The following is a 16,321-nucleotide window of genomic DNA, read 5'->3' on the forward strand; positions in this document are numbered from 1 at the left end:
GCAGGGAGCGATAGTGTATGAATGGCTCACAGTTAGTAGTAAAAGCCTTAAGAGATGAAGGAATAAAAACAGTCTTTGGGTATCCCGGTGGCGCAATAATGCCTATTTATGATGCGCTGTACGATGGTGGTGTAGAACATATCTTGTGCCGTCATGAGCAAGGTGCAGCAATGGCAGCTATCGGAATGGCTCGCTCAACAAAAGACGTGGCTGTTTGCTTAGCGACGTCTGGACCAGGAGCTACTAACCTCATTACCGGCCTTGCTGATGCCATGCTTGATTCCATTCCTCTTGTCGCTATTACAGGTCAAGTTGCCAGTCATTTAATCGGTACTGATGCTTTCCAAGAAATGGATGTCATCGGGATGTCTCTCTCTTGTACTAAGCACAGTTACCTTGTTACTGATATCAATGAACTCGCTCCTGTTATTGCAGAAGCGTTTGAAGTGGCTAAAACAGGTCGTCCCGGCCCGGTTCTTATTGATATAGCAAAAGATGTTCAGGTTGCTGAAGCGCCTGTAACGACGCTTCCTCACTTTCAACCACCAGCAATTCCTGTTGCGTCACCAGAGAGTATTGAAGCTGCTGAAGCGATACTAAAAAACAGCGCTAAACCAGTATTATATGTTGGTGGTGGTGTGCAACTTGCTCATGCTACTGATTCTGTTCGTGAATTTTTACGTCACAATCCAATGCCTTCTGTTAGTACGCTTAAAGGGTTAGGGTCAATTGAGCGTCATGACCCATACTATTTAGGCATGGTAGGAATGCACGGAACTAAGGCTGCTAACCTTGTCGTTCAAGAGTCCGATCTATTGCTTGTTGTCGGTGCTCGTTTTGATGATCGTGTAACAGGAAAGCTAGAAAGCTTCGCTCCCCACGCCAAAGTCATTCATATCGATATTGATGCTGCAGAGTTCAATAAACTTCGTCACGCTCACTCCACATTACGTGGCGATATTAATGCCATCTTACCGCAGTTAAATACCTCTCAAGATTTAACGCCTTGGTTAGATCATGTATCAGCGCTGCGTACTGAATTTAAATGGCGTTATGATCATCCCGGTGAACTAATCTACGCTCCGCTGTTATTAAAGCAGTTATCTGACATGATGCCAGATAGCTCAATTGTCGCTACCGATGTTGGCCAGCACCAAATGTGGGCAGCGCAACATATTCAACCACGTGCTCCTGAGAATTACTTAACTTCTGCTGGTCTCGGCACCATGGGTTTTGGCTTACCTGCGGCAATGGGCGCTAAAGTGGCTCGTCCCGATGATCAATCCATTCTGATCTCAGGCGATGGTTCGTTCATGATGAATATTCAAGAACTTGGAACCATCAAACGCAAACAAATTCCCGTAAAAATGGTACTGCTCAATAACCAACGTCTAGGTATGGTTCGCCAATGGCAGTCACTATTTTTTGATGGTCGCCACAGTGAGACGATTCTAGATGATAACCCTGATTTTGTTGCACTGGCTGCAGCATTTGATATTCCAGGTAAAACCATCACGACAAAAGAAGAAGTTGAGCCAGCCTTAAAAGAGATGCTTGAAAGCAAGACCGCGTATTTATTACACGTACTGATCTCTGAAGAAGAAAATGTGTGGCCATTGGTTCCGCCAGGCGCAGCAAATCAAGACATGGTAGAGGGTGAATAATGCAACGTTATATTTTAGAAATTGAAGCCACTGATAAGCCGGTATTACTAGAGCGTGTATTACGTGTTATTCGCCACCGTGGTTTTGCTATCAAACAAGTATTAGCGACTCAAAACCAAGCCAGTGGTGTTGCGGCTATCGAAATTATCGTAGAAAGCGATCGTCCAATCAGCCTTCTTACCAATCAAATTGAAAAACTTTGGGATATTACCGCGGTTCATGTATCTACCTTGAATCGCGCATAAGATTAAAAATTTAAAGGATTAATGACCATGTCTACAGCACCTAAAAATAAATACCGTTCAGCCACCACCACCCATGGCCGTAATATGGCTGGCGCACGTGCATTATGGCGTGCAACAGGGGTAAAAGAAGAAGATTTTGGCAAACCAATCATCGCTGTTGTTAACTCATTCACTCAATTTGTTCCGGGTCACGTTCATTTAAAAGACATGGGACAGTTAGTTGCTGGTGAAATTGAAAAAGCCGGCGGTATCGCTAAAGAGTTTAATACCATCGCTGTTGATGATGGCATTGCGATGGGCCACGGCGGTATGCTTTATTCTCTACCATCACGTGAACTGATCGCAGACTCTGTTGAATACATGGTAAATGCACACTGTGCCGATGCGATGGTCTGCATCTCTAACTGTGACAAAATCACTCCGGGAATGATGATGGCGGCAATGCGTCTTAATATTCCAGTGATCTTTGTTTCTGGTGGCCCAATGGAGGCGGGTAAAACTAAACTTTCAGATCAAATCATCAAACTTGATCTTGTTGATGCGATGATCCAAGGCGCTGATCCAACTATCTCTGATGAACAAAGTGAGCAAGTAGAGCGCTCTGCATGCCCAACTTGTGGTTCTTGTTCTGGTATGTTTACGGCTAACTCGATGAACTGCCTAACTGAAGCACTTGGTTTATCTCAACCGGGTAATGGCTCAATGCTAGCTACTCACGCTGATCGTGAACAACTGTTTATCAATGCCGGTAAACGTGTCGTTGAATTAACGAAACGCTATTATGAGCAAGGGGATGATTCCGCATTACCACGCAATATTGCGAACCGTGCTGCGTTTGAAAATGCGATGGCGCTTGATATTGCAATGGGGGGATCAAGTAATACCGTTCTTCACCTTCTTGCGTCAGCTCAAGAGGGCGATATTGATTTTGATATGGGTGACATTGATGAAATGTCTCGTCGTGTACCTCACCTATGTAAAGTCGCTCCATCAACGCCTAAATATCATATGGAAGACGTTCACCGTGCTGGTGGTGTTATGGCTATTCTTGGTGAATTAGATCGTGCAGGCCTACTTAATGGTGATACCAATACCGTACTTGGCTTAACAATGAAAGAACAGCTAGCCCAATACGACATTATGCAAACTGAAGATGAAGCGGTACTTAAGTTCTTCCGCGCAGGTCCTGCTGGCATTCGAACCACCAAAGCTTTCTCACAAGATTGCCGTTGGGATCGCCTAGATGACGATCGCGAAAATGGCTGTATTCGTACCAAAGAAAATGCCTTTAGCCAAGAAGGTGGCCTAGCGGTTCTTTCTGGTAATATTGCGGTTGATGGCTGTATTGTAAAAACCGCTGGTGTTGATGCAGATAATCTAAAATTTCAAGGCCCTGCGATTGTTTTTGAAAGCCAAGACAGTGCAGTTGAAGGTATCTTAGGCGGAAAAGTAAAAGCTGGGGAAGTTGTGGTTATTCGCTACGAAGGACCTAAAGGCGGCCCTGGAATGCAAGAAATGCTGTACCCAACCACTTATCTTAAATCGATGGGACTAGGTAAAGCGTGCGCGCTTCTTACTGATGGCCGCTTCTCTGGTGGCACTTCAGGTCTGTCTATTGGCCATGTATCTCCAGAAGCTGCAAGTGGTGGCACCATTGGTTTAGTTAATTCCGGTGACATCATTACCATTGATATTCCAAACCGCTCAATTACCCTCGACGTTTCAGAAGCTGAACTTCAACAGCGCCGTGAGAAACAAAATGAGCAGGGCTGGAAGCCTGTTAATCGTCAACGTGAAGTCTCTTTTGCACTAAAAGCCTATGCAAGCATGGCAACCAGTGCAGATAAAGGTGCGGTACGTGATAAATCTAAATTAGAAGGATAGAGCTTATGACAACACCTTCTAATCAAACTGGCGCAGAATATCTGCGTCAGATCTTACGAGCGCCTATCTATGAAGTTGCCACAGTAACGCCATTTCAAGATATGCCTCGTTTATCTGAACGTATTAATAACCGAGTGCAACTAAAACGAGAAGATCGCCAGCCTGTTCATTCTTTTAAACTTCGTGGCGCTTATAATATGGTCTCGAACTTAACTGAAGAACAAAAAAAAGCCGGAGTGATTGCAGCCTCTGCTGGAAATCATGCTCAAGGCATGGCGTTATCAGGCACTAAATTAGGCATTCAAACGACTATCGTTATGCCTAAAACCACCCCAGATATTAAAGTTGAAGCCGTAAAAGGATTTGGTGGTAATGTCGTACTTCATGGCAGTAACTTTGATGAAGCAAAAGCCGAAGCTGAACGCTTATCTAAACTTCACGGTTATACGTTTGTTCCTCCGTTCGACCACCCATTAGTCATTGCTGGCCAAGGGACAATAGGAATGGAGATGCTGCAACAAAATGGCCATCTCGATTATATCTTTGTTCCTGTTGGTGGTGGTGGTTTAGCAGCAGGGGTTGCTGTTCTTATTAAACAATTAATGCCTGATATCAAAGTCATTGCCGTTGAGCCCGAAGACTCTGCATGTTTAAAGGCGGCACTAGATGCAGGTGAGCCTGTCATTCTTAATCAAGTCAGTATGTTTGCTGATGGTGTGGCGGTTAAACGTATTGGTGATGAAACCTTCCGTTTATGCCAAAAATACCTAGATGGTCATATTACGGTATCCAGTGATGAAATCTGTGCGGCGGTTAAAGATATTTTTGAAGACACTCGCGCAATCGCAGAGCCATCAGGTGCTTTAGCATTAGCTGGATTGAAAAAATTTGCCGATAAACATCAACTAGAAAATAAACAACTAGGGACGGTACTTTCTGGTGCCAATACCAATTTTCATGGTTTACGTTACGTCTCCGAGCGCTGTGAATTAGGTGAAAAACGAGAAGGCCTATTAGCGGTAACGATCCCTGAACGTCAAGGCGCTTTCTTTGAGTTTTGTAACCTGATTGGAGGTAGAGCCGTAACGGAATTCAACTACCGTTATAATGACGATAAACAAGCCAATATTTTTGTCGGTGTTCGCTTACAAGAAGGGCAGCAAGAGCTCGATAATATCATCAGTGATTTACAACAAGGCGATTACCCTGTAGTTGATCTCTCTGACAATGAAATGGCTAAACTGCATATCCGTTATATGATTGGTGGAAAGCCATCTAAATCCTTAAAAGAGCGTTTATACAGTTTTGAATTTCCAGAATACCCTGGAGCACTGGTTAAATTCTTAAGCACTTTAGGCACACATTGGAATATAAGTTTGTTCAATTATCGCAATCACGGGGCTGATTATGGACGTGTTTTATGTGGTTTTGAACTAGATGATAGCGATCTCTTTGATTTCTCAAAACACCTCAAAGAGTTAGGCTACCAATGCAAGGATGAAACAGATAACCCTGCTTATCAGTTCTTTTTATCTTAATAACGTATGGCATTTATAAGGCTAATAATTTTTTAGCCTTATTTTCATTCATTTTTGAAATTCTACTATACAATCGGTTAAAAAATGCTATTATTTTTCTCGGCCTGTAAACAGACCTATTTATCTGTAATATTATGCTTTTGAAACCTTCGTTATACTGCTTTACCAGTTATGCTTGAAGCTTTTTATACATATGTTTTACCTCAAATAAATAATTCTTTATGGCTACAACTTCGCATTATGCGAATTATTTACTTTAAAAAAATTAGGATTTATTATGTCTAAATCAACTGGTATCGTTAAGTGGTTCAACGAAGAGAAAGGTTTCGGTTTCATTACTCAAGATAACGGCGGCGCTGACGTATTCGTTCACTTCCGTGCTATCGCAACTGAAGGTTTCAAAACTCTGAAAGAAGGCCAAGCGGTAACTTTCACTGTTGAACAAGGTCAAAAAGGCCCACAAGCTGCAGACGTTACTCCAGCTTAATTCGAATTTTTCGAATAGAATTTTAAAAAATGCTGACTTCGGTCAGCATTTTTTTGCCTATATTTTGCCTATAGACAGATATAAAAAAGAAGCCTAATGGCTTCTTTTTACTATCAATAGGTTACCTATTAATTATTTTTAGTTGGACGCTGCCAATTAGCAATACGGCGCTCTTTAGCTCGGCTAATATAAAGCTCATTCTCCGCAACATCTTTAGTCACTGTAGAACCAGCACCAACCGTTGCACCATTGGCTACGGTAATAGGCGCAATAAGTTGACTATCAGATCCAACAAACACATCATCACCAATAATCGTCTTAAATTTATTCGCACCATCGTAGTTACATGTGATCACACCTGCACCTACATTTACACGTTTACCAATTTCTGCATCACCAAGATAAGTTAAGTGGTTCGCTTTAGAACCTTCACCTAAACGAACATTCTTCACTTCAACAAAGTTACCAACGTGTGCGTCATTACACAGTTCAGCTCCTGGACGTAAGCGAGTAAATGGGCCAACGGTACAATCTTCACCAACAGTAGCACCTTCAATCACACTGTATGGGCGGATAATCGTATTATCATCAATCTCACAATCTTTAAGTACACAGCCCGCTCCGATAACGACGTTATCACCAATCGTCACATTACCTTCAATGATCACGTTAGCATCGATCTCAATATCCATACCGCATTGCAATGATCCTCTAAGATCAAAACGGCTAGGATCGCGAAGCATAACGCCTTGTTCTAATAGTTTTTGTGCTTGTGCTGATTGAAATGCTCTTTCTAAACGAGCTAATTGAGCACGATCATTCACGCCTTCAACTTCAATAGGGCTTACTGGATGAACAGCTTCTACTGCACGACCTTCATCATGAGCTGCAGCAATGATATCGGTAAGGTAATATTCACCCTGAGCGTTTTCATTTTTAAGTGCCGCTAACCAACGTTTCAAATCACCGCCAGTCGCAACCATTACGCCTGTGTTTATTTCTTTAATAAGCTTCTGTTCTTCCGTTGCATCTTTCTGCTCTACAATCGCAATCACAGGACCATTACGACGAATAATACGTCCATAGCCCATAGGGTTATCTAAGACAACGGTAAGTAGTGCAATACCACCTGTTGGTTGAGCTTCTAATAAATTCTCAACGGTTTCAGTGCTAATAAGTGGAACATCACCATATAAGACTAATACTTTCTCATCATCAGCAAACTCTGGTGCCGCTTGATTTACAGCATGGCCAGTACCTAATTGTTCAGCTTGAAGTACCCATTGAACACGCTCTTCACCCAACTCAGCTTTCATTTGATCACCACCGTGACCATAAACTAAATGAATGTTTTGAGCACCAAGACCCTCACATGTATCAATTACATGCTTCGCCATTGGTTTACCCGCTAAAGTATGAAGTACTTTAGGTTTGTTTGAGTACATGCGAGTGCCTTTACCCGCTGCTAAAATTACTGCACTGAATTTCATGAAAAGCCCATTCTATTATTATGCTAACTGGTATCGACTCTAACTCTGTATCGATACCATTTACCTAGCTAGTGGAAATCAAAATACTAAATCCATTACTGACTACTGAGTTAAATACAAAGTAATGATTAATGGAATTAACATGTGGATAAATAAGAATATTAACATTCAATAAAGAAAAGGCGACCAAAATAGGTCGCCTTCTTTCTAATGGTGCTTGATTAACGCGAACGTTTTGTCAGCTCGATAACTCGAAGCTGTGCGATCGCTTTAGCCAAATCACTGGCCGCTTGAGCGAAGTTAATGTCGCCATGCTGATTTTTGATGTTCTCTTCAGCCTTGCGTTTAGCTTCTTCTGCCTTAGCTGCGTCTAGGTCTTCACCACGGATACCGGTATCTGCAAGAACAGTAGCCGAACCAGGTTGAACCTCAACAATGCCACCAGAGACATAAATGTACTCTTCGTGACCATGTTGTTTAACAATACGCACCATACCAGGCGTGATAGCGGTCAGCAGCGGTGCGTGCCCATGGAAAATACCAAGTTCACCCTCGCTACCGGTCACCTGCATCGTTTCTACTAGTCCTGAGAATAATTTCTGCTCAGCACTTACAACGTCCAGGTGAAAGGTCATTGCTGCCATATCGCCTCCTAATCAGCCTTATAGCTTCTTCGCCTTCTCAAGCGCGTCTTCAATCTTACCGCAGTACATGAAGGCTTGCTCAGGAACGTCATCGTAATCACCCGCTAATAGACCTTTAAAGCCAGCTAATGTGTCTTTAAGTGGTACGTAAATACCAGGGTCACCGGTGAATACTTCTGCTACGTGGTAAGGTTGAGTTAAGAATTTCTCAATCTTACGAGCACGAGATACTACTTGCTTATCTTCTTCAGATAGCTCGTCCATACCTAGGATAGCGATGATGTCTTTTAGCTCTTTATAGCGCTGAAGTGTCGATTGAACGCCACGAGCGATATCATAGTGCTCTTGACCAACAACAAGTGGATCAAGTTGACGAGATGTTGAGTCTAACGGGTCAATCGCTGGGTATAGACCCATTGAAGCGATATTACGGTTAAGTACAACTGTCGCATCTAAGTGAGCAAACGTTGTTGCTGGAGATGGATCCGTTAAGTCATCCGCAGGTACATATACCGCTTGAACTGAAGTGATAGAACCACTACGAGTTGAAGTAATACGCTCCTGAAGAACACCCATCTCTTCAGCTAGAGTAGGTTGGTAACCTACCGCTGATGGCATACGACCTAACAGTGCTGATACTTCAGTACCTGCTAGTGTATAACGGTAAATGTTATCAACGAACAACAGTACGTCACGACCTTCGTCACGGAAACGCTCTGCCATTGTTAGACCAGTCAGTGCAACACGTAGACGGTTACCTGGTGGCTCGTTCATTTGACCGTAAACCATTGCTACTTTTGATTCTTCAGGTTTCTCGATGTTTACAACACCAGCTTCCTGCATTTCAAAGTAGAAATCATTACCTTCACGAGTACGCTCACCTACACCTGCAAATACAGATAGGCCAGAGTGTTGTAGTGCGATGTTGTTGATAAGTTCCATCATGTTGACAGTCTTACCTACACCAGCACCACCGAATAGACCGATTTTACCACCCTTAGCGAATGGACAAATTAAGTCGATTACCTTAACACCCGTCTCTAGAAGTTCAGTCGAGTTAGACTGCTCTTCATAGCTAGGCGCTTCGCGGTGAATTGAATAATGCTCTTCAGCACCAATCTCGCCACACTCATCAATAGCGTCACCAAGAACGTTCATGATACGGCCTAAAGTTTTAGTACCCACTGGAACAGTAATTGGCGCGCCAGTATTTTCTACTGTTAAGCCACGACGTAAACCATCTGAGCTACCCATTACGATACAGCGCACTACGCCGCCACCGATTTGCTGTTGCACTTCAAGAACAAGACGTTCTTTTGCATCAACAACATTCAAAGCATCGTATACACGAGGTACATTGCCTTGTGGGAACTCTACATCGACTACCGCACCGATGATCTGTACGATCTTACCTGTAGTCATCGTTAATCCTCTAAACTGTTTAAATACCTATTGCTTAAACCGCTGATGCGCCTGAAACAATTTCTGAAAGCTCTTGCGTAATCGCCGATTGACGGGCTTTGTTATACACAAGTTGCAGTTCATCAATAATGTCACCAGCGTTATCAGTCGCTGCTTTCATCGCAATCATTCGCGCTACATGTTCACACGCTAAGTTTTCAACTACACCTTGATATACTTGTGATTCAACGTATCGAACCAATAATGTATCTAGTAGTAGTTTAGGCTCAGGTTCATAAATGTAATCCCAAGAATGAGTACGTTTCATTGCTTCATCTTCAGATTTAGGCAAAGGAAGTAATTGGTCAATTGCTGGCTCTTGCACCATAGTGTTAATGAACTTATTGTTCACTACATATAGGCGATCCAGCTGGCCTTCATCGTATTTCTTTAGCATAACGCCAACACTACCGATCAATTCTTCAAGACTTGGGTTATCACCTAAGCCAGAGTTTTGAGCAATAACGTTACCGCCATAGCTGTTAAAAAATGCTGTTGCTTTAGAGCCAATAACGGCTAAATCAATTTCAACACCATCTTTTGACCATGCTTTCATTTCTGTCATGACTTTCTTAAACAAGTTAATGTTTAAGCCACCACACAAACCACGATCACTAGAAATAACAATGTAACCAACGCGCTTAGCTTCGCGTTCCTCAAGATACGGATGACGATACTCGAGGCTACCAAGCGCTAAATGACCGATTACTTTACGTATTGTGTCAGCATATGGACGAGACGCAGCCATCGACTCTTGCGAGCGACGCATTTTAGAAGCGGCTACCATTTCCATTGCTTTCGTGATCTTTTGAGTGCTTTTTACACTCCCGATCTTGTTACGAATCTCTTTCGCACCGGCCATCGTTACTCTCCGTTTTCGGGTGACCCATAACAGGTCACCAACGAATTACCAGGTCTGGGTTGCTTTGAAATCTTCAACCAGTTTCACGAACTGAGCTTCAATTTCATTATTCCAAGCACCCGATGAGTCGATCTCTGTTGCTAGATCGGCAAATTGACCACGAGCATACGACAGCAGAGCTTCTTCAAAATCTGCAAGCTTAGAAAGCTCAACATCATTCAAATAGCCTTTCTCAGCTGTAAAGATAACTAACGCTTGATCAAAAACAGACATTGGAGCGTACTGCTTTTGTTTCATAAGTTCAGTTACTTTTTCACCATGATCAAGTTGCTTTTTAGTCGCGTCATCAAGATCAGATGAGAACTGAGCAAACGCTGCAAGTTCACGATACTGTGCAAGCGCGGTACGAATACCACCAGACAGTTTCTTAATGATCTTAGTTTGCGCTGCACCACCTACACGAGATACAGAGATACCTGGATCTACCGCAGGACGAACACCAGCGGTGAACAGTTCTGTTTGTAGGAAGATCTGACCATCAGTAATCGAGATTACGTTGGTTGGTACGAATGCAGATACGTCACCAGCTTGAGTTTCGATGATAGGTAGGGCAGTTAAAGAACCTGTTTTACCTTTCACTTCACCATTAGTGAATTTCTCAACATACGCTTCGCTTACACGAGCAGCACGCTCTAGTAGACGAGAGTGTAAATAGAATACGTCACCAGGGAATGCTTCACGACCCGGTGGACGTTTCAGTAGTAGAGAAATTTGACGATAAGCTACTGCTTGCTTAGATAGGTCATCATAAACAATCAGTGCGTCTTCACCGCGGTCACGGAAGTATTCACCCATCGCACAACCTGAGTACGGTGCAAGGTATTGCAGCGCAGCAGATTCAGAAGCAGAAGCAACAACAACGATAGTGTTAGCTAGCGCACCGTGCTCTTCTAATTTGCGAACTACGTTAGCAATTGTTGATGCCTTTTGGCCAATCGCAACATAGATTGAGTAAATGCCTGAATTTTTCTGGTTAATGATCGCATCGATCGCCATTGCTGTTTTACCAGTCTGACGGTCACCGATGATTAGCTCACGCTGACCACGGCCGATTGGGATCATTGAGTCAACTGACTTATAGCCAGTCTGTACAGGTTGGTCTACTGATTTACGATCGATTACACCAGGTGCAATCACTTCTACTGGAGAAGTCAATTTCGCATCAATAGGGCCTTTACCATCAATTGGCTCACCAAGTGTGTTTACAACACGACCTAGCATTTCAGGACCTACTGGTACTTCAAGGATACGACCAGTACCTGTTACTTTCATGCCTTCCTGTAGGTCAGCATATGGGCCCATTACTACCGCACCAACTGAGTCACGCTCAAGGTTAAGTGCTAGCGCATAACGGCCACCCGGTAATTCAATCATTTCGCCTTGCATAACGTCTGCAAGGCCGTGGATACGAATGATACCGTCGCTTACCGAAACGATTGTACCTTCATTGCGAGCTTCACTTACAACGTTGAATTTTTCAATACGTTGTTTGATTAGATCGCTAATTTCCGTGGAATTAAGTTGCATGCTCCATTCCCCATCAAGACTGCAATGTTTCACTCAGGCGGCTTAAACGGCCACGTGCTGAGTTATCAATGACTAGGTCTCCGGCTCGAATTATGACCCCAGCTAGTAGGGCCTCATCTACGCTACAATTCAGCTTCACTTTACGCTCTAGACGAGCTTCAAGTTTGGCACTAATGTCAGCTTTCTGCTGCTCTGTCAGCTCAATTGCTGAAGTAACTTCAGCATCAATTTCTTTTTCAAGTTCATGTTTGAAAAAGATAAATTGCTCTAACACATCAGGTAAAATCTTCAGACGACTGTTTTCAGCCATAACATGAATTAGATTTTGTCCAAACTCGTTCAGTTGTTCGCCACAAATTGAAATAAAGATTTCAGCTAACTGCTCTGGCGCAACAGCACCATCAAGCAACTGAGCAACGTCTTCATTTTTCGCGACTTCTGAACAGAAAGTTAGCATTTGAACCCATTGGTCCAATTCGCCTTTTTCGACCGCAAAGTCAAAAGCTGCTTTCGCGTAGGGGCGTGCGATGGTTGTCATTGTCGACATATCTTGCCCCCTTTTACTTACAATTTCGCAGTGATGTTATCAAGAATATCTCTTTGCGCTTCTACATCAATAGAGCGTTCTAAGATCTTCTCGGCACCAATCACAGCCAGAGTTGCAACTTGTTTACGCAGTTCATCGTGTGCACGTTTGCGCTCAGACTCAAGTTCTGCTTCACCTTGTGTAAGAATCTTCTGACGTTCTATCAGTGCTTCTTCACGAGCTTCATCCAAAATTTGACCCTTACGTTTGTTCGCTTGTTCGATGATCTCAGTTGCAGCGCGTTTTGCTTCTTTCAGTTGATCAGAAGCATTGGCTTGTGCCAAATCAAGGTCTTTAGCTGCGCGTTCAGCCGCAGATAAACCGTCAGCAATTAGCTTCTGACGTGCCTCGATCGCTTCCATGATTGGTGGCCATACATATTTCATGCAGAACCAAACAAACAGTGCGAAAGCGATTGCTTGACCAAGCAGAGTTGCGTTCATATTCACAACAGCTACCCCTCGTTAAGAATCAGCTACAAAAATTCAATTAGCAAAGGCTAGATTAGCCTGCTAGTTGACCAACAAATGGGTTAGCAAATGTGAATAGTAGCGCGATTACGATACCGATCATTGGAACCGCATCCAATAGACCAGCGATGATGAACATCTTAACTTGTAGCATTGGAGCCATTTCAGGTTGACGAGCTGCGCCTTCCAGAAACTTACCACCAAGAATAGCAAAACCAATTGCTGTACCTACAGCACAAAGACCAACAATAATAGCTACTGCGATAGCTGAAAAACTAAGAACGGTTTCCATTTATATTCTCCAATTGAATAGATAGAGTTGTATTAAAAATTTTAAAATTAATGATCGCCATCTTCATGAGCCATTGATAGATAAACTATCGTTAACATCATGAAAACAAATGCTTGGATTAATATAACCAAAATATGGAAGATAGCCCAAGGTAACGCACCGACCCATTGTAAATACCAAGGTAGCATTGCAGCGATTAGAATAAATACCACTTCACCAGCAAACATGTTACCAAACAAACGCATACCTAAAGAAAGAGGCTTAGCTAATAGCGAAACAACTTCAATTAGTAGGTTGAATGGGATCATTATCCAGTGGTTAAATGGGTGTAATGCTAATTCTTTTGCAAAACCGCCAAGTCCTTTCACTTTAATGCTGTAGTAAATCATTAAAGCAAATACACCAAGAGCCATTGCCATAGTAATGTTTACATCAGCAGTAGGAACCACCTTAAGATAAGGGATACCTAACCAATGTTCAGCAGGGTAAGGTAAGAAGTCAATTGGAACTAAATCCATGACGTTCATGATAATTACCCAACAAAATATGGTCAAAGCTAATGGAGCAACTAGCGGGTTTCTTCCATGGAAAGTATCCTTAACGTTGCTATCAACGAATTCAACCACCATTTCAACGAAACACTGTAATTTACCTGGTACTCCAGATGTCGATTTCTTAGCTACAGAACGGAAAACCCAAAGGAATAACATCCCTGTTAGCACAGAAAAAAACAAACTGTCTATATGCACATTCCAAAAACTTAATTCATCAACAATGCCCAACTTCCCTAAAGAGAGGTTTTGCAGGTGATGATTAATATATTCAGTAGGCGTTGACGCAGACATAACTTTTCCTATTTCCTGTTGTTAATAAAGAAAACTGGTGCAAAGATATTACTACCCAGTACCAGCAAATAGGTTAGTTTGAGGGGAACAAGTTCCACCTCTGTATACACGTAAACAATAGAAAATAAGACGATTGTTATAAGAATTTTAAGCACTTCACCCAAATAGAAAAAAGCTGCAACCATTTTAGCCGCTCTTGCCCCACTGAACATAAATGCACATTTTGAAAACACCGTATTAGCGATAATAAAAATACTACCCCCAACCAATGCTGACATTCCCCAACTAGCACTAACGGCTATGCTCATCCCTATTGTCATAACTGTAGTGACACTAAGCTGAATCAATAACAATCGCTTTGCAAGCAAACGCCCTGGTTTAGCTAGCGTAACTACCATGTATTCTTCCTTTTTAGCATCTTTGCCTTGATATAAATCAACACAAGGCGAAGATTTTGCAAAAATTATACGTTGCACCCATATGAATGCAATCAAATAGCATTAAAAAGTTACATTTATGAGAACAATGCAGTAACTTTTACGACGTAAAAGACAATTTTACTTTCTAATACTGTTTTATATCACATTTAACTTTCTAGCTTTGCGATAAGTTGTTCTAATTTGTGAGCCTTGTCAAAGGTAATCGTTACCTTACCGGAGCCTAATGAGTTTCTATTTATAACAACTTTAGACCCAAGAGCTGAAGTCAATTTGTTAGATATCTCGATCATCTCTGAATCTTGCTTTACTGGTTCTTTCTCTGCTTTAGGAGATAATAAGGCTTTCACTTGTTGTTCAGTTTGACGAACCGTCAGCTTCTTTTTAATCACAAGATGAGCTAATTCAATTTGCAGTTCACTCTCTAATGCTAACAATGCACGAGCATGTCCCATCTCAAGTTTTTTCTGCTCAACAAAACCTTTAACTTCATCAGTCAATGCATTTAAACGCAGTAAGTTTGTTACTGTAGTTCGAGATTTACCGATAACATCTGAAATTTGTTGATGAGTTAATTCAAATTCTTGTTGTAAGCGCTCTAATGCTTGCGCTTCTTCAATAGCATTCAGATCTTCACGTTGAATATTTTCAATTAAAGCCATTGCAATCACGGCTTTATCTTCAACCGATTTAACCACACAGGGTACATGTTTTAGACCTGCTTTTTTAGCAGCACGAAAACGTCGCTCACCCGCAATAATTTCATATTGTTGAGGAGCAACTTGACGAACAACAATCGGTTGGATGATACCTTGAGAACGAATAGAAGCAGAAAGCTCTTCTAAGGCTTCTTCTTCCATTATTTTACGAGGCTGGTATTGGCCAGCACTTAATTGATGAATACCCAATTCAATTAATTGAGCATCTTTTGAAATAGATTCACTTTGTTCGGCTGCTGATTGCTTTTCACGAGCAATAGAGCTTGTTGCTAATAGGGCATCTAATCCTTTGCCTAAACCACGTTTATTACCCATGAATTTTTGTTTCCCTTTCTTTTTCCATTTCGTCACGGCGAATTATCTCTCCGGCAAGGGCTAAATAAGCCTTTGCACCATTAGAGTATTTATCATAATACATTGCAGGTTTACCATGACTTGGCGCTTCTGCTAAGCGTACATTTCGAGGAATAACAGTGCGGTACACTTTTTCCCCAAAATGTTTTTTTAATTGATCTGACACATCATTAGCTAAGCGATTGCGAGGATCGTACATGGTTCTTAATAACCCTTCGATCTTTAAATCAGCATTCACTACAGCGGCTAATTTACTGATGGTATCAATTAAAGCCGTTAACCCCTCCAGTGCATAATATTCACACTGCATAGGGACCAATACAGAATCCGATGCTGCCATGGCGTTAATTGTAAGGAGATTTAGAGCGGGAGGGCAATCAATAAAGATGAAATCATAGTTACCACGAACTGAAGCAATCATATTGCGTAAGCGAACTTCACGCGCAAACACTTCCATCAATTTGATTTCAGCAGCGGTAACATCACCATTAGCAGCAATAAGATCGTAACCCCCAGAAGTTTCCTCTATTACAACTTTTTCAAAAGGCACTTCATCAACCAGAAGTTCATAAGCTGTGGCATCGACATCGTATTTATCAACACCACTGGCCATGGTCGCATTGCCTTGAGCATCTAAATCGATAAGTAATACTTTTCGATGAGTTGCTGCCATTGAAGCGGCAAGGTTCACCGCTGTCGTTGTTTTACCTACGCCACCTTTCTGGTTCGCAATAGAGATAACTTTTCCCACACTAA

General features: G+C 42.2%; 17 protein-coding genes. 5 read left to right on the top strand and 12 right to left on the bottom strand.

Annotated elements, in window-relative coordinates:
• Positions 1 to 17: 17 nt before the first annotated feature.
• The 5 genes from ilvG to cspE all read left to right on the top strand — a co-directional run bounded on the left by ilvG (position 18) and on the right by cspE (position 5,818).
• Positions 18 to 1,664, top strand: coding sequence for an acetolactate synthase 2 catalytic subunit (gene ilvG, locus PVK71_RS05630; RefSeq protein ID WP_130045743.1), 1,647 nt, complete (start codon positions 18 to 20; stop codon positions 1,662 to 1,664).
• The gene (gene ilvM, locus PVK71_RS05635; protein ID WP_061030392.1) at positions 1,664 to 1,909 is read left to right on the top strand and encodes an acetolactate synthase 2 small subunit; all 246 of its coding nucleotides are present in this window, start codon (positions 1,664 to 1,666) and stop codon (positions 1,907 to 1,909) included. Before ilvG ends, ilvM begins: the two co-directional genes overlap by 1 nt.
• A 27-nt stretch (positions 1,910 to 1,936) precedes the next feature.
• Positions 1,937 to 3,793 carry a dihydroxy-acid dehydratase gene (gene ilvD, locus PVK71_RS05640; protein WP_274420151.1) on the top strand — a complete coding sequence of 619 codons (1,857 nt, stop codon included), beginning with the start codon at positions 1,937 to 1,939 and terminating at the stop codon, positions 3,791 to 3,793.
• A gap of 5 nt (positions 3,794 to 3,798) precedes the next feature.
• Positions 3,799 to 5,331 (top strand): threonine ammonia-lyase, biosynthetic, encoded by a 1,533-nt coding sequence (ilvA, locus tag PVK71_RS05645; protein ID WP_274420148.1) that lies wholly within the window; start codon positions 3,799 to 3,801, stop codon positions 5,329 to 5,331.
• Positions 5,332 to 5,608: 277 nt separating this feature from the next.
• Positions 5,609 to 5,818: a transcription antiterminator/RNA stability regulator CspE gene (cspE, locus tag PVK71_RS05650; RefSeq protein ID WP_005421580.1), complete on the top strand. Its 210-nt coding sequence runs from the start codon at positions 5,609 to 5,611 to the stop codon at positions 5,816 to 5,818.
• A 128-nt stretch (positions 5,819 to 5,946) separates the two neighbouring features.
• Here cspE and glmU read toward each other — a convergent pair whose 3' ends face one another.
• From glmU to PVK71_RS05710, 12 genes are all read right to left on the bottom strand, one after another.
• On the bottom strand, positions 5,947 to 7,308 hold the full coding sequence (glmU, locus tag PVK71_RS05655; RefSeq protein WP_274420144.1) for a bifunctional UDP-N-acetylglucosamine diphosphorylase/glucosamine-1-phosphate N-acetyltransferase GlmU: 1,362 nt from the start codon (positions 7,306 to 7,308) through the stop codon (positions 5,947 to 5,949).
• Positions 7,309 to 7,529: 221 nt separating this feature from the next.
• Positions 7,530 to 7,952 carry a F0F1 ATP synthase subunit epsilon gene (locus PVK71_RS05660; RefSeq protein ID WP_130045748.1) on the bottom strand — a complete coding sequence of 141 codons (423 nt, stop codon included), beginning with the start codon at positions 7,950 to 7,952 and terminating at the stop codon, positions 7,530 to 7,532.
• Positions 7,953 to 7,970: 18 nt separating this feature from the next.
• A complete protein-coding gene (atpD, locus tag PVK71_RS05665; protein WP_130045749.1) occupies positions 7,971 to 9,374 on the bottom strand; it encodes a F0F1 ATP synthase subunit beta in 1,404 nt (467 codons plus the stop codon).
• Between the two features lie 34 nt (positions 9,375 to 9,408).
• Positions 9,409 to 10,275 (bottom strand): F0F1 ATP synthase subunit gamma, encoded by an 867-nt coding sequence (gene atpG / locus PVK71_RS05670; RefSeq protein ID WP_130045750.1) that lies wholly within the window; start codon positions 10,273 to 10,275, stop codon positions 9,409 to 9,411.
• 45 nt (positions 10,276 to 10,320) lie between these two features.
• A complete protein-coding gene (atpA, locus tag PVK71_RS05675; RefSeq protein ID WP_130045751.1) occupies positions 10,321 to 11,862 on the bottom strand; it encodes a F0F1 ATP synthase subunit alpha in 1,542 nt (513 codons plus the stop codon).
• Positions 11,863 to 11,875: 13 nt separating this feature from the next.
• Positions 11,876 to 12,409 (bottom strand): F0F1 ATP synthase subunit delta, encoded by a 534-nt coding sequence (gene atpH, locus PVK71_RS05680; RefSeq protein WP_130048468.1) that lies wholly within the window; start codon positions 12,407 to 12,409, stop codon positions 11,876 to 11,878.
• 17 nt (positions 12,410 to 12,426) lie between these two features.
• Positions 12,427 to 12,897 (bottom strand): F0F1 ATP synthase subunit B, encoded by a 471-nt coding sequence (atpF, locus tag PVK71_RS05685; protein WP_274420136.1) that lies wholly within the window; start codon positions 12,895 to 12,897, stop codon positions 12,427 to 12,429.
• 55 nt (positions 12,898 to 12,952) lie between these two features.
• Complete coding sequence (atpE, locus tag PVK71_RS05690) at positions 12,953 to 13,210, bottom strand: F0F1 ATP synthase subunit C (protein WP_004411110.1); 258 nt, start codon at positions 13,208 to 13,210, stop codon at positions 12,953 to 12,955.
• A 47-nt stretch (positions 13,211 to 13,257) separates the two neighbouring features.
• On the bottom strand, positions 13,258 to 14,055 hold the full coding sequence (gene atpB / locus PVK71_RS05695; RefSeq protein WP_130045753.1) for a F0F1 ATP synthase subunit A: 798 nt from the start codon (positions 14,053 to 14,055) through the stop codon (positions 13,258 to 13,260).
• An 8-nt stretch (positions 14,056 to 14,063) separates the two neighbouring features.
• Positions 14,064 to 14,453: a F0F1 ATP synthase subunit I gene (locus PVK71_RS05700; RefSeq protein ID WP_130045754.1), complete on the bottom strand. Its 390-nt coding sequence runs from the start codon at positions 14,451 to 14,453 to the stop codon at positions 14,064 to 14,066.
• A 188-nt stretch (positions 14,454 to 14,641) separates the two neighbouring features.
• Positions 14,642 to 15,526, bottom strand: coding sequence for a ParB/RepB/Spo0J family partition protein (locus PVK71_RS05705; RefSeq protein ID WP_274420132.1), 885 nt, complete (start codon positions 15,524 to 15,526; stop codon positions 14,642 to 14,644).
• Positions 15,519 to 16,316 carry a ParA family protein gene (locus tag PVK71_RS05710; protein ID WP_274420130.1) on the bottom strand — a complete coding sequence of 266 codons (798 nt, stop codon included), beginning with the start codon at positions 16,314 to 16,316 and terminating at the stop codon, positions 15,519 to 15,521. The genes PVK71_RS05705 and PVK71_RS05710 overlap by 8 nt, the downstream gene beginning before the upstream one ends.
• Positions 16,317 to 16,321 lie beyond the last annotated feature (5 nt).

The sequence above is a fragment of the Aliivibrio sp. S4MY1 genome (assembly GCF_028765545.1).
Taxonomy (GTDB): domain Bacteria; phylum Pseudomonadota; class Gammaproteobacteria; order Enterobacterales; family Vibrionaceae; genus Aliivibrio.